Origin of the sequence: Granulicatella sp. 20925_1_28, assembly GCF_041433575.1 — a bacterium.
Taxonomy (GTDB): domain Bacteria; phylum Bacillota; class Bacilli; order Lactobacillales; family Aerococcaceae; genus Granulicatella.
This window is the reverse complement of record NZ_JAPWBS010000014.1, coordinates 1-13,830: the sequence shown is the minus strand read 5'-3', so window position 1 is coordinate 13,830 and position 13,830 is coordinate 1. Positions and strand designations below refer to the sequence as shown.

Sequence of the window (13,830 nt, the reverse complement as noted above, 5' to 3'; positions counted from 1 at the left end):
ACGTCAAAAAAATTGATAATCTTGCTTGCATTTGATAGGCAAGTATGTTAGTATATTTCGAGTGAGTGAGACTTCACTCAGAGATAACGATATTCCGCTGATTGGAAAAATGCCAAGTCATGAATGTTTGTTGGAAGGAGAAAAAAACATGAGCAAATTAATCGAAGAATTAACTCAAGAACAATTACGTTCAGATATCCCTTCATTCCGTCCTGGTGACACTGTACGTGTTCACGCTAAGGTTGTTGAAGGAACTCGCGAACGTATCCAAATCTTCGAAGGCGTTGTTATCAAACGTCGTGGTGCTGGCATCAGCGAAACTTACACAGTACGTAAAGTTTCTAACGGTGTTGGTGTGGAACGTACATTCCCATTACACACTCCACGTGTAGCACAAATCGAAGTAGTTCGTTACGGTAAAGTTCGTCGTGCTAAATTATACTACCTACGTAACTTACGTGGTAAAGCAGCACGTATCCAAGAACGTCGTCGTTAATAGAAACATCAAAAGAGATTGGCTTTGGCCAGTCTCTTTTTTTACGAAAAATTTTTTTAGAATAACTCTAAGATATCGCTTGACATATGAATAGATATTCATGTATTATGGCTATAAGAAGAAATAGTAAGGAGAGATATCATGGGTTTAAAAGAACAATTTCATAAAATTAAACATCTATTTAATAAAGAAAAATCTCATGAAGGAGAGACATGCCAAGATCATTACTTGCATCACGAAGACCACGACCACGAACATGGACATGGTCACGGTCATGACCATGATGATAGTAAAGCAGTCATCTTTTATATTGTAGGACTAGTGCTATACATTATTGGGATGGTTCTTCATTTTATGGGGAACGGGTTTTCGAATATTTTATTCGTTTTAACAGTATTCTTATCTGGTTACCATGTAATAATGGAAGGGATTGAAGATACGATTGAGCGTAGTAAAAAGAAAGGGAAGTTCCAACCGAATGTGCATATCTTAATGACGCTTGCGGCTGTGGGAGCTGTGCTTATTGGGAATGCAGAAGAAGGAGCTTTACTGATTTTGATTTTTGCAGGAGCTCACTTCCTTGAAGAATATGTAGAAGAGAAAAGCCGTAAGTCGCTAACGGCATTATTACAAATGAATCCAACGCAAGCTCGCCTTATTCAAGAAAATGGGGAAGTCGTTGTCGTTGAAGTAACAGACTTAAAAATTGGGGATACATTAGAAGTATTACATGGCGACCAAGTACCAATCGATGGCGTCATTACAAAAGGCTTAACTTCGATTGATGAAGCAACCATTACAGGTGAAAGCATGCCTCGTTCAAAAGGAGAAGGCGATTCAGTATTTGCAAGTACTGTCAATATTTCTAATCGCTTTGAAATGCAAGTAACTGCAGAAAGTTCAGATACTGTCTTTGCGAAAATTATGAAGGTTGTTGAAAATGCGCAACATTCAATGAATAAACAAGCAACCTTTATCCAAAAGATTGAACCAATTTATGTTAATATCGTATTAATTATTTGGCCAATTTTCCTATTATTTGGATATTTCTTAATGGGATGGGATTTAAACACGACGCTTTACCGTGGAATGGTATACCTCATTGGGGTGTCTCCATGTGCGTTAGCAGCAAGTGCAGTACCAGCAACTTTAGCAGCGATGTCTCGTTTATCTAAAATGGGTATTTTAGCGAAAGGTGGAGCAGCCATCTCTCAATTGCAAGAATTACGTGTCATTTCATTTGATAAGACTGGAACGTTAACAAAAGGAACTCCTGATTTAACGGATTACTGGTTTGAAGATGAAGCGATTATTCCTGCTATTGTAGCAATGGAAAAACAATCAACACATCCTCTAGCAGAAGCTGTACTTCGTAAATTTAGTGAAGCACCAGTTTTAGATGAAGAAATTGAAGTAGAAGTACTTGTAGGACAAGGAGTACGTTCTGTTGTTAGCGGTGAAGAAATCCAAATCATGAAACCACTAGATACCGTCAACCGTTCGGCAGAAGTTTCTTCTCGTATGCAAGAATGGGCAAGCGAAGGCAAGACGGTTGTAACAGTTGTTAAAGACAATACGATTGTTGGGTTAATGGCGTTTATGGACCTTCCAAACGAAGCCTCAAAAGCAGTACTCGATTACTTCAAGAGCCAAATGGTGCATACAACAATGATTACAGGGGATTCAAGAGAAACTGCTGAAATGATTGGTATGAAACTTGGCGTTCAAGAAGTAGTGGCAAATGTATTACCAGAAGAAAAATTAGAAAAGATAGAGTCTCAAAAAGAACGCTATGGCTTAACAGCGATGGTAGGGGACGGCGTGAATGATGCGCCAGCGCTTGCGACTGCTGACATCGGTATTGCGATGGGAAATGGGACAGATATTGCAATTGAAACAAGTGATATCGTCATTATGAAAAACGACTTACAAAAACTTGTTTCTGCTCATAAGATTAGTAAGAAATTACACCGCGTTATTTTAGAAAATATGATTTTTGCGATGTCAGTCGTTGTAATGCTCTTAATCCTTAATTTCTTTGGATTAACAAACATCGGCTGGGGAGTGGTGTTACATGAAGGAAGTACGATTTTAGTACTTTTAAACGGATTACGATTACTCGCACCAATAGAAGAATAAATGAAAAAGCAGAACTCGGACGCAGAGAAATAAGATTGTCCAAGTTCTGCTTTTTTGCAGTTGTAATCACGCTTGATCGAAACAAACGCGGTATGAATCGCCGGTTGGAATAAGTTCTAACGGAACATTTGTCCGGTAAATACTATATTCAGGGAATTGCTCTAAAAACATTACGAAGTTATTAGGGTAAATACTTAACATCTTCGTAAATACATTATCTTGATCAATGATGACCGTTTTAATCTCGCTAACATCCTTTACCCAAGGTGTCTCCACGTGGAAATAACTTCCCGGCGCAATATGGTACTCATATTTTAAAATCGTGATTGATTGGTCTAACATTAAAATCCCTCCATTCATTACATTTAAAGTATAGTGGAAATGTATGCGTTTTACAAATATATGTTCACGAATGAGCAAAAGTTCCTGAAAAAGCCGCCTAAAAGCAAATTTTATTTATGAAAGACGTCATTTTTTCATAAAAGAAAAGCCTTTAAATCAGAAAATTAGTTATTTTAGCCCACAGAGGGTACAAATTGTGATATAATAAATTTGATGAGTGTGTAGTGTAGGATTTTGGCCAGGCGTGAAAAGAGGCGAAAGCAATGGCGAAACGTGTCACGAAAGATGTCAAGAGTACTGTGGAAACGGAACTTCGAAAAGGGACGAGCAAATCGAGAATTGCGCATTTGTTAGGGGTCTCCTATGATGAAGGAGTTCGTATTATTTTACAGGTAAAAGAATCGATTCGTCCGGAAGTCGGCAATCGCATTCGATTTACTTTTAGAGAACAAGAAATGATTGGAATCATCTATAAATTATTGGCGAATAGTGCCATCGTTGTGATTGACTGGAATGCTTCTAATACTTGCATGAAAGATATTTGCGAATCGCGAACGGTTGTTAATTTCAAAGATATTGTAGAATTTTTACCACTAGAGGAAGAATAAAGGTTAGGTTCATGGCGAATTGTCATGAGCCTTTTTTATTTGTGTGCTTTCTAATTGACCGCCTTTAAAGTATAATAGAAAGGTATAAGACAGGGGAGACGTGTATGAGCGAGGAAAAGAAACAACTAGAAGTACTTTCAGAAGAAGAATTTGAAACGTTTGTAGAGAATGCTATTGATGTCTTCGAAGAGAAAGTACAGAAGAATGAGTATATCGATGAGATTGAAGAGTTTTTCCAATTGCTTGAAAAGGCGAATCGGTGGGATGATCTCACGTATTATATCGAAGAAGATCAATTAAAGCTGCCGAGTGAATCTAGCTACTGGATGTGGAAAATGAAAGTTGCGATTCAAAATGAACAGTTTAAGCAAGTTGAGGCTTGGCTGGTTCACGAAAATGTGATTGCAGCACTGGGAATGGATAAGGTTCTTGAGTGTACACTGCTTTGCGAGAAGGAAAAGAATCGTTTCACTCAGGAAGAAGTCGAGAAGCTTCAACAATTAAGTGCTCGTTTGAAAAAAGACGAGCCATTGACCGAAGAGCAGAATGACTATATGGCAACAACCTTGATGTTGATGCAAACACCATTGAAATGGACTGTTATCGAATCGTTTCTTATGAGCCCTTTGACACAACTGTTTTGGAAAGGATTCTTAATAGAATGTTGGTTAACGGATGGGAAAATTTCAAAGATTCGCTACTATGATGCGTTTATCGAAAAGGTGGTCGAAGTCGATCAATCAGAAGTGGTTTCGGTCTATGATCATCCAGTATTTGTAGAAATTGAACGACTGATTGATACGCAAAATGCTCTAGAAGAAGAGATGAAAGAACTGTTATTGCAAAAGGCGCAATCAGATTTTCTTCGCGTTAGTCCATTTGTGGACCGTTATTTCAGTGATGGAGCTGAGTGGCTAGAGGTACAGCTACAACGAGAAAATTTATTATTAAGCCTGTACGAAAATGATGAAACATTTATTCGTCATTTGAAGGCATAGTTTCGGTGTAATGAGAGAAAACACAGTATAATAAAGGTACATTAAAGGGGGAGTTCACATGGAAAGTGGAATCGTAAAATGGTTTAACAACGAAAAAGGGTATGGGTTTATTCGAAACACAACAACGGATGAAGATATTTTTGTGCATTTCACAGGAATTGCGCAAGAAGGATTCAAGTCGTTGAAAGAAGGTCAACAGGTGACTTTCGAAATTACAAGAGGAGCACATGGCGTTCAAGCGACGCATGTGGTCGTTGTCGAAAATGATTAAAGTCTATACAGACGCGGCCGTGAATGGAAATCCAGGAGACGTAGGGTTGGGAGTCCTCGTTTTGAAAGATGGGGAACAAATGCCATTTAAGATTCCTGTGGAAGAAAAAATGGATAATCATTTAGCGGAATTCACAGCCATTCATTGGGCATTAGGCTGGTTGCTGGAGAAAGGATACCAAGAAGAACTGATTTTCATGCATACCGATTCCAAAGTAACCGCTGATGCGATTGAAAAAAATTATACGAAAAAAGAAGCAAATCGAATCGTTTTAAAGGAAATTCAAAAGCAGGTGAAACACTTTCCACAATTATTTGTGAAGTGGATTCCTGAAAGTGAAAATAAGGGTGCGGATCAATTAGCAAGACAAGCCCTCCAACAAACGATTGGAAAGCTATAAAGGAGCAAACAAATGAACGAAAAAACACTCTATTTTAGTAGTCTATGTCCAGATACTGTGCCATTTAAAGCGGCGATGGAAAGACTGAGCGTAACGGCACGTGAAGTGGATATTACAGCGAGTATGAGAAACTTAAAAGAATTTTTGAGATTAAGAGATAATGAAGAAGTATTTACCCCACGTAAAGAACAGGGAATGGTGGGAATTCCGTGTCTTGTCTCTGGTGGAGAGTATATTTTTGAAGTGAGCGACCTCGAAGAAAGGTTTGCCAAGTAGTGGAAGAATTAAAGAATAACGTCATTCCACTGTACTTTTTAGGAATGAATGGGCTGCTTTTTGTGTTGATGGGCTTTGATAAGCTTTGTGCCGTCATGAGAAAGTGGCGCGTTCCGGAAAAAACACTTCTTGGGATTGGTTTATTTGGTGGAGGCTTTGGTGGGCTTCTTGGGTTAGTAATTTTTAACCATAAAAAGCGAAAACACTATTTTATGTGGACGTTCCTATTGAATATCGCAATATGGGGTATCCTTTATTATAGTTTATGGCTTAGAAAGTAGGGCTCATGGAGAAACAAGAACGTTTTTATTTTGATGTTTGGATTGCACTTCTTAGTACGTTAGCGGGAATGGTCAATGTTGTCACACTATTACTATTTTTCACGCCAACAACGCACTTTACTGGAAATATTACGCAATTTGTTTTGTCCTTCAATGAAGAAGAATGGGGGACAATACTCCATTTACTAGGAATGATTCTCTGTTTTTCTGGTGGCGGCGTCTTGTCGGGATTTCTGTTTTCGAAGAAAAAATTTGAACCGACAAAACGGTATGGAGTATTATTAATGATGTTCGGAAGTATGATGCTTCTATTATTTCTGTTTGGATTACGCGACGAGAAATGGTTATATTTCTTCTCGTTTGTTGTCGGAACACAAAATGGGATGTTTATTTACTACCATGGAATTATCGTACGAACATCTCACTTTACAGGCTATTTAACCGATATTGGAGTGGTTCTTGGGCGATTGATGCGCGGTCAGATTAAGGATCGTTGGAAAGTGCTCTTTTATTTTACGAGCATGCTGTTCTTTGGAATTGGCGTCACGGTTTCATACCAGCTATTTCAATCCTTTGGGGCAGCAACAATCATCGCTGTAGGTATTGGATATATTCTCGTTGGATTGTATTATTTTAGTTTCCGTAAAGCATTTTTACATAAATAGGAGGAAAAACATGAAAGCTTTAGTAGTTGTGGATATGCAAAATGATTTTGTCAATGGAGTGCTTGGCTCAAAAGAAGCCGTAGCCATTATCGACCATGCCGTTGAGGTGATTGAAAATTTCGATGGAAAGGTATTTTATACACTAGATACTCATAGTGAAGACTATCTTCAAACAGAGGAAGGACGTCACTTGCCAGTCGTGCACTGCGTGAGAGGGTCTAAAGGATGGGAGTTAAATCCACAAATCCAAAAAGCCTTAGAGAGTCGTCATGCAAAAGGCGTTGAAAAACCAACATTTGGATCAGAAAAATTAATGGAACTCATTCAAAAAGAAGTGCCAGATTTAGAAAGTATTACACTCATTGGAATCTGTACAGATATTTGTGTGATTAGTAATGCACTGCTTGCTAAAGCGCATTTTGTGAATGTGCCAGTGAATGTCGTTGCAAGTGCCTGTGCAGGGGTAACGCCAGCGTCACACGATAACGCGTTAAGCGCCATGAAGATGTGTCATATTAACGTCGTTGAGTAGGAGGTAGCAATGAGAGAACAAGATCCAAAAGACAGAATTAGAGAAATGTCCGTATTGAATCTTATCATGGTGATTGGGATTGCAATCGGATTTGGAATTGGGATGCTTATTGACAATGTCATTGGCGGTATTGCCATCGGGATGTTAGGAGCGTTTATTTGCCGCTTATTATACATTCGTAAAAAATATAAAGAAATCAATCCTAAAGATAAGAAAGAGTAGGCACATTTGTTGCGCTACTCTTTTTTCGTTGTCATAATGAAGGAAAATGAACGGAGGGATATCATGGAACAATTTGCAAAAGATGTAAGCCAATTTGTGGAAACAACAGCTGAGAAAGTAGAAGCGTTAATCGGTGAAGGAAAGGAAGTCGTTCTTTTCGTAGGACGTCCAACTTGCCCATACTGCCGTCGCTTTGCTCCAAAAATTAACGAAGTGCGTGAAGCATTAGGAAAAGAAATGTACTTCATCAATTCAGAAGACAGAGCTAACGAAGCGTTAGCAGCTTTCCGTGCGAAATACAATATGCCAACAGTACCTGGTTTATTAGTTGCTCGTGGCGGCGAAGTGCGTGTGGTTTGTGACTCATCACAAAGTGTGGAACAAATCAAAGCCTTTATTGGATAATAAATGTAAAGTGAGACTCTCCGTGAAAGTGATTCGCGGAGAGTTTTTTCGTGCAAAAAAATCAATCATTACCATATATGGTAATGAACTATTTTGGGTCTGTGCTCAAATTCGATATTGTGATAGAATGAAATAGAAATAAAAAGGAGGGGTTCGATGAACGAAATTAAATGTCCACATTGCCAAACGGTCTTTACGATTGATGAGAACTCGTATGCAGATATTGTGAATCAAGTACGCAATAAGGAATTTGCAGAGGATGTTCATAAGCAGTTGGAATTTGCGAAGAAACAATTTGAGACGGAAAAAGCACTCGCAAAAGAGCAAGAAAAGCGTCTGTATGATGAGGAACGTGCCAGCTTTGAACAGAAGATTCTTTCGCTTGAATTAGCATTGAAGAATGCGGATGTTAAAGAAGAAAAGAATGTGCAAGAAGCACTCCATCAAAAAGAGAAAGAATTTAGTGCACTCCAAGCAGAATTGGACCAATTAAAACAACAACTCCAATTCAAAGAAGTAGAATTGTCACAAAAATTCCAAGAAGATTTACACGCGAAAGAACGTACGATTCTTGAATTGAAACAAGAAAAAGAGTTACAACAAAAAGAACAAGAAGTGCAACAAACGGCCCTAAAAGAAAAATACGAATTAGAATTACGTTCAAAGAAAGACCAATTCGAATTAGAGTTAAAGGCAAAAGACGAAGCGATTGCGTTCTATAAAGATTTCAAGGCGAAACAATCAACGAAGATGGTGGGAGAAAGCCTTGAACAACATTGCGAAATCGAATTTAATCGTCTTCGCATGACCGCATTCCCGCGCGCAGAATTTGGCAAGGACAATGATGCCAAAACGGGAAGCAAGGGTGACTATATCTACCGTGAATATGATGAGAATGGCATTGAAATTCTATCCATCATGTTTGAAATGAAAAACGAAAATGACGAGACAGCAACGAAGAAGAAAAACGAACACTTCTTTAAAGAGTTGGATAAAGACCGTCATGAAAAACAATGCGAATACGCAATTCTCGTGAGCTTACTTGAAGCGGATAATGAACTCTATAATACAGGGATTGTAGATGTGTCCTACCAATATCCGAAAATGTATGTGGTGCGTCCACAGTTCTTTATTCCAATCATTACTTTGCTTCGTAATGCCGCATTAAATTCGTTGCAATATAAACAAGAGTTAGCCTTGATGCGTGACCAACATATTGATATTACGCATTTTGAAGAAGACCTTGAGACCTTCAAAAAAGGATTTGCGCGTAATTATGAACTTGCAAGTAAGAAATTCCAATCGGCCATTGATGAAATCGACAAGACGATTAAGAGTCTGGAGAAGACAAAAGCCGCATTGCTTTCTTCTGAAAATAATTTACGCCTAGCCAATAATAAAGCGGAAGACCTAACCGTGAAGAAACTCGTGAAGAACAATCCGACGATGAAACAACGCTTTGAAGAGCTAAACTCGGACGAATCCTAAATACAAAGCTCTATTCCGTAGTAATACGGAGTAGAGTTTTTTTTAATGATGAAATAACGATAACTGTTCTCATTTAGAATAAAGAAACGTGAAAATGGCCACCGATAATGAACAGTTGGAAATGATTGAAAAAACGAGAAAAAATTAACATTTTCACCAAATGATATCGTTTGCTTTTTTAGGGTGTAATGTGTACCATATAGAGGTATAGATAATAATAATTCTTATCTAGCACAAATAAACAAACAGGTTTATAGGAGGAAAATACATGAAAGTTGTAGTAGTTGGATGTACTCATGCGGGTACTGCTGCAGTTAAAACAATTTTAAATGACAATCCAGGAACAGAAGTCGTTGTATACGAAAGAAATGATAATGTTTCATTCTTATCTTGTGGGATTGCCTTATACGTAGGAGGAGTTGTTAAAGACCCTCAAGGACTATTCTATTCTAGTCCAGAAGAATTAGCTTCATTAGGAGCTACTGTTCGTATGGAACACGATGTAACAAGCATCGATACTGTTGGTAAAACATTAACAGTAAAAGACTTAAAGACAGGCGAAGAAAAGACTGATTCATTTGACAAATTAGTTCTTACAACTGGATCATGGCCAATTCTTCCTCCAATTCCAGGACGTGAATTAGAAAACGTTCAATTATGTAAAAACTACAACCAAGCAAAAGAAATCTTTGCTAAGAAAAACGACAAGAAGAAAATCGTTGTTGTCGGTGGTGGATACATCGGTATCGAATTAGTAGAAGCATTTGCTTTAGAAGGTAAAGAAGTAACATTAGTAGACGGTTTAGACCGTATCTTAAACAAATACTTAGACCCAGAATTCACTGACATCTTAGAAGAAGACTTACGTGCACGTGGCGTACAAGTTCGCTTAAACGAAATGGTTAAATCATTCGAAGGCGAAAACGGCGTTGTAAACAAAGTTGTAACTTCAGGTGGCGAATACGAAGCTGACATGGTTATCTTATGTGTTGGTTTCCGTCCAAACAACGACTTAGTGAAAGACCAATTAGAAACTATGCCTAACGGTGCAATCATCGTTAACGACTACATGGAAACATCTGTTAAAGATGTATATGCTGCAGGAGACAGCTGTGCTGTTAACTACAACCCTAACGAAGGACATGCATACATTCCATTAGCAACTAACGCTGTACGTATGGGTTCATTAGTAGGTAAAAACATCAACGGTCACAAAGTGAAATACCGTGGAACTCAATCAACATCAGGATTACACTTATTCGGATGGAACATTGGTTCAACTGGGGTTAACGTAGGTAGCGCACCTCACTTTGGATTAGATGTACGTTCTGTATACGTGGTAGATAACCACCGTCCAGAATTCATGCCAACATACGAAAAAATCTACATGAAATTAGTTTACGAAGTAGGTACAAACCGTATCGTAGGTGGACAAGTAATGTCTAAATACGACTGTACAGCTTCTGCAAACACATTGTCATTAGCAATCCAAAACAAAATGACAATCGAAGACTTAGCTTATGTAGACTTCTTCTTCCAACCAGTATTCGACCGTCCATGGAACTACTTAAACATCTTAGGACAAGCTGCTGTTGAACAAGAACGCGTATTAGCAGAAGGTAAATAATAACTTTTAGAAAAGGGGGATGCTTGCATCCTCTTTTTTTGATGTCTGAATCTCAAGATTTACTTATAAGTGAATCTTGAGATTTTTTTTTGGCGAAGAGGAGTCGTTAATTTTTTAGAAAGGGTAAAAATCACTTCTTTCAACAAGAAAAAAGTAGGCAATTATGATACAATAAATAGGATATAATAAGAGTATTGTGTCTAGGGTTTATAGGAAAGGGGAGGAAGGTCGTGCAACGACTGAAAAAATTTGGAACAAAGCTTTGGCAAATTTTTCAAGAAGATTTAATGCATGTGAATATTGGCGTTGAATCCGCAGCGATGGCATACTATATGTTATTGTCTGTCATTCCAATGGTCATGCTGGTTGCCAATATTCTTCCATTATTACCAATTCCTATTGATGTGATTTTTAAAACACTAGCAACGATTTTACCGGGCAACATTACTGAAGTCCTATTCCCAATTCTTCGGAATTACTTAGGAAACTTCAACGGGGGCGCGCTTTCTATCGGTTTGGTGATTTTATTCTGGCCAGCGTCTCAGATGTTTAGTAGTATTCAGCGCTCGTTAAATGTTTTATATGGCGCACCGGTGAGAAGAAACTTTATTTTTGAACGATTCTTTGCCATTGTCATTGCGATGGCAGCTATTTTAATCGTATTTGCTGTGTCGATTGTCTTCATCTTTGGTGAGCAAGTGTTACGATTAGTTGCAGAATTCTTCTCGCTCAATTTAGCATCGATTATTTTAGATCTTTCATTTGTAAAATGGGGGCTCTTATTTGGGACCGTCTTTTTACTCATGAGTTTCATGTACTATTCAATTCCTAATGTGAAATGGTCATTCCTGTATGCTTTTCCAGGAGGCTTATTCACGACAATTGGATTTGTATTGATTTCGCAATTATTCTCGATTTATATTCATTACGCGGGTCGCAATTTTACGGCCAATGGAGCGTTTGGAACATTGATTGTATTTATGATTTGGCTGTATTTTATTGCCAATGTAATGATTTTAGGGGGCGTGTTGAACGTGATTGTTTACCGCTTTAGACACCCAAAACAAGACACTGAAGGAGTAACGGATGAAAAAGAAGAACTTAATGTATGACGATAAAGATTCACGAATCGATTATGGCGTCATCCTTCCTGTATTATTATTAGCATTTATTAGTATTGCAACTTTATTCTCAACAACTTATTTGATTAGTGGAAACACCTCTTTAAGAATGGTACTGATGCAAGTCGTTTGGTACGTGGTAGGGGTTGTCGCAATCATTGTGATTATGCAATTTGACTCGGAGCAGTTATGGAAACTAACAACTTGGGGTTATATTTTAGGACTCCTTATGTTACTGGCCGTTCTGTTCTTCTATGACCGAGCAACATTTGCGGATACAGGGGCGAAGAGTTGGTTCAGATTTGGGACCTTCTCCTTCCAGCCTTCCGAAGTGGTGAAAATCTTCTATATTTTGATTTTAGCCAAAGTCGCGACTTCGCATAATATGAAGACGAAGTATAAGAGTACACATACGGACTGGCAATTATTCGTAAAATTAATTTTATGGGCAGCGCCAGCGTTAGTACTCGTTATTTTGCAAAATGACTTAGGGACAACACTTGTATTCTTAATGATTTTGGGTGGCGTTCTGATTATGTCAGGGATTAGCTGGAAAATCTTACTTCCAATTATTATTGTAGCAGGATTAATCGGCGCACTCCTTATTTACTTAGTAGTGTATAACCGTCAAATCCTATTAAACATCGGCTTTAAGAACTACCAATTCGCGCGTATCGATTCATGGTTAGATCCATACGGCGACCAAGGTGGAAATGGATACCAATTATTCCAAAGTTTGAAGGCGATTGGTTCAGGGAAAATGCTTGGTAAAGGTTTTGGTGTATCTGATGTATATGTACCCGTTCGTGAGTCTGACTTAATCTTTGCGACAATCGGGGAAAACTTCGGATTCTTAGGTGGTACATTCTTAATCGCGATTTACTTTATCTTGATTTATCAAATGATTCGTGTCTGCTTCGATACGAAAAATGAGTTTTATACGTATATCGCAACCGGCGTTATCATGATGATTTTATTCCACGTGGTTGAAAATATCGGGATGACGATTGGACTATTACCATTGACGGGGATTCCGTTGCCGTTTATTTCTCAAGGGGGTTCAAGCTTGCTTGGGAATATGATGGGGATTGGACTTATTATGTCAATGCGTTATCACTTCAAGAGTACGATTTTTGAAGATGAAGATTCAGCATTTGGTGCCAACCACCAAGATGCGACAATGTTACGTTTACGTCAGGAGGATGGAAAATGATTGTTTATATTCACCCAAAATGTACGACTTGTAAAAAGGCGTTAAAATGGTTCGAGTTAAATGATGTAACCTTTGAACAAAAAGATATTCGTGAAACTCCACCAACTGCCAAAGAACTATTGAAAATTAAAAAGGCTCAAAATTTAGAGTGGAAGAAAATGGCCAATACGAGTGGCGAATTGTATCGCTCACTTGGCCTAAAAGATAAACTCCCTACAATGAGTGATGAAGAAGCTGCAAAACTATTGGCAAGCAACGGCATGCTCATCAAACGTCCACTTGTGTTGGATAATGGGGAAGCTACATTTGGTTTTAAAGAAGAAGTTTACGAAGAGAAATGGAAGAGATAAGATGAAGAAATATAGTGAAAATGGATTATGGATTAAACAAGACGGGTCAGAATATGTGATTGGTCTTTCGCCAAAAGGACAAGATGACCTTGGAGATGTGAGCTTTGTGGAATTACTAAAGAGTGAATCTGTTACTCCAGAAGATTCGATTATTAGTGTCGAAGCTGCAAAGGCAGTGACGGAATTACTATCTCCACTGAGCGGAACAGTCGTGGCTTTCCATGATGAATTAGAAGAGAATCCAGAGTTCTTAAATGAATTAGAAGAAGAGAAAAACTGGATTGTTCGTTTAAATGGAGTAGACGAAGTGGAATTTAACGCTTTATTAGACGAAGACCTTCCATGTGAACAATGTGAAGTGAAATAAAAGATAAAAAAGAAAACTACGAGTTCTCA

At 38.2% G+C, this 13,830-nt stretch carries 19 protein-coding genes; 18 read left to right on the top strand and 1 reads right to left on the bottom strand.

The window, feature by feature from the left end; translation table 11 throughout:
- Positions 1 to 148 precede the first annotated feature (148 nt).
- Complete coding sequence (gene rplS, locus O3793_RS07125; RefSeq protein ID WP_048784034.1) at positions 149 to 496, top strand: 50S ribosomal protein L19; 348 nt, start codon at positions 149 to 151, stop codon at positions 494 to 496.
- Between the two features lie 141 nt (positions 497 to 637).
- Positions 638 to 2,635, top strand: coding sequence for a heavy metal translocating P-type ATPase (locus O3793_RS07120; protein ID WP_371446416.1), 1,998 nt, complete (start codon positions 638 to 640; stop codon positions 2,633 to 2,635).
- A 66-nt stretch (positions 2,636 to 2,701) separates the two neighbouring features.
- Here the strand turns inward: O3793_RS07120 and O3793_RS07115 are convergent, their stop codons facing one another.
- Positions 2,702 to 2,977, bottom strand: a complete 276-nt coding sequence (locus tag O3793_RS07115) for a hypothetical protein (RefSeq protein ID WP_048710985.1) — start codon at positions 2,975 to 2,977, stop codon at positions 2,702 to 2,704.
- A 263-nt stretch (positions 2,978 to 3,240) separates the two neighbouring features.
- Here O3793_RS07115 and O3793_RS07110 point away from each other — a divergent pair, with 263 nt between their 5' ends.
- From O3793_RS07110 to O3793_RS07035, 16 genes are all read left to right on the top strand, one after another.
- Positions 3,241 to 3,585: a hypothetical protein gene (locus tag O3793_RS07110; protein ID WP_048783211.1), complete on the top strand. Its 345-nt coding sequence runs from the start codon at positions 3,241 to 3,243 to the stop codon at positions 3,583 to 3,585.
- Positions 3,586 to 3,689: 104 nt separating this feature from the next.
- Complete coding sequence (locus O3793_RS07105) at positions 3,690 to 4,583, top strand: hypothetical protein (RefSeq protein ID WP_371446415.1); 894 nt, start codon at positions 3,690 to 3,692, stop codon at positions 4,581 to 4,583.
- A 58-nt stretch (positions 4,584 to 4,641) separates the two neighbouring features.
- Positions 4,642 to 4,854 carry a cold-shock protein gene (locus tag O3793_RS07100; protein ID WP_371446414.1) on the top strand — a complete coding sequence of 71 codons (213 nt, stop codon included), beginning with the start codon at positions 4,642 to 4,644 and terminating at the stop codon, positions 4,852 to 4,854.
- Entirely contained in the window at positions 4,811 to 5,254 is a 444-nt protein-coding gene (locus tag O3793_RS07095) for a ribonuclease HI family protein (protein WP_371446413.1), read from the top strand. Before O3793_RS07100 ends, O3793_RS07095 begins: the two co-directional genes overlap by 44 nt.
- A gap of 12 nt (positions 5,255 to 5,266) precedes the next feature.
- A complete protein-coding gene (locus tag O3793_RS07090) occupies positions 5,267 to 5,530 on the top strand; it encodes a glutaredoxin (protein ID WP_371446412.1) in 264 nt (87 codons plus the stop codon).
- Positions 5,530 to 5,811, top strand: coding sequence for a DUF1294 domain-containing protein (locus O3793_RS07085; RefSeq protein ID WP_371446411.1), 282 nt, complete (start codon positions 5,530 to 5,532; stop codon positions 5,809 to 5,811). The genes O3793_RS07090 and O3793_RS07085 overlap by 1 nt, the downstream gene beginning before the upstream one ends.
- 5 nt (positions 5,812 to 5,816) lie before the next feature.
- Positions 5,817 to 6,476, top strand: coding sequence for a YoaK family protein (locus tag O3793_RS07080; RefSeq protein WP_371446410.1), 660 nt, complete (start codon positions 5,817 to 5,819; stop codon positions 6,474 to 6,476).
- Positions 6,477 to 6,486: 10 nt separating this feature from the next.
- Entirely contained in the window at positions 6,487 to 7,008 is a 522-nt protein-coding gene (locus tag O3793_RS07075) for a cysteine hydrolase family protein (protein ID WP_371446409.1), read from the top strand.
- A 9-nt stretch (positions 7,009 to 7,017) separates the two neighbouring features.
- Positions 7,018 to 7,230, top strand: a complete 213-nt coding sequence (locus tag O3793_RS07070) for a hypothetical protein (RefSeq protein ID WP_285252049.1) — start codon at positions 7,018 to 7,020, stop codon at positions 7,228 to 7,230.
- A 63-nt stretch (positions 7,231 to 7,293) separates the two neighbouring features.
- The gene (locus tag O3793_RS07065) at positions 7,294 to 7,635 is read left to right on the top strand and encodes a thioredoxin domain-containing protein (protein ID WP_048710993.1); all 342 of its coding nucleotides are present in this window, start codon (positions 7,294 to 7,296) and stop codon (positions 7,633 to 7,635) included.
- Positions 7,636 to 7,791: 156 nt separating this feature from the next.
- Positions 7,792 to 9,123, top strand: coding sequence for a DUF2130 domain-containing protein (locus O3793_RS07060; protein ID WP_371446408.1), 1,332 nt, complete (start codon positions 7,792 to 7,794; stop codon positions 9,121 to 9,123).
- Positions 9,124 to 9,391: 268 nt separating this feature from the next.
- The gene (locus O3793_RS07055; protein ID WP_048709539.1) at positions 9,392 to 10,750 is read left to right on the top strand and encodes an FAD-dependent oxidoreductase; all 1,359 of its coding nucleotides are present in this window, start codon (positions 9,392 to 9,394) and stop codon (positions 10,748 to 10,750) included.
- Positions 10,751 to 10,980: 230 nt separating this feature from the next.
- Entirely contained in the window at positions 10,981 to 11,862 is an 882-nt protein-coding gene (locus tag O3793_RS07050; protein WP_371446407.1) for a YihY/virulence factor BrkB family protein, read from the top strand.
- Positions 11,837 to 13,084: an FtsW/RodA/SpoVE family cell cycle protein gene (locus O3793_RS07045; RefSeq protein WP_371446406.1), complete on the top strand. Its 1,248-nt coding sequence runs from the start codon at positions 11,837 to 11,839 to the stop codon at positions 13,082 to 13,084. Before O3793_RS07050 ends, O3793_RS07045 begins: the two co-directional genes overlap by 26 nt.
- Positions 13,081 to 13,434 (top strand): arsenate reductase family protein, encoded by a 354-nt coding sequence (locus O3793_RS07040; protein ID WP_371446405.1) that lies wholly within the window; start codon positions 13,081 to 13,083, stop codon positions 13,432 to 13,434. The genes O3793_RS07045 and O3793_RS07040 overlap by 4 nt, the downstream gene beginning before the upstream one ends.
- A gap of 1 nt (position 13,435) precedes the next feature.
- Positions 13,436 to 13,801, top strand: coding sequence for a glycine cleavage system protein H (locus O3793_RS07035; RefSeq protein WP_371446404.1), 366 nt, complete (start codon positions 13,436 to 13,438; stop codon positions 13,799 to 13,801).
- Positions 13,802 to 13,830 lie beyond the last annotated feature (29 nt).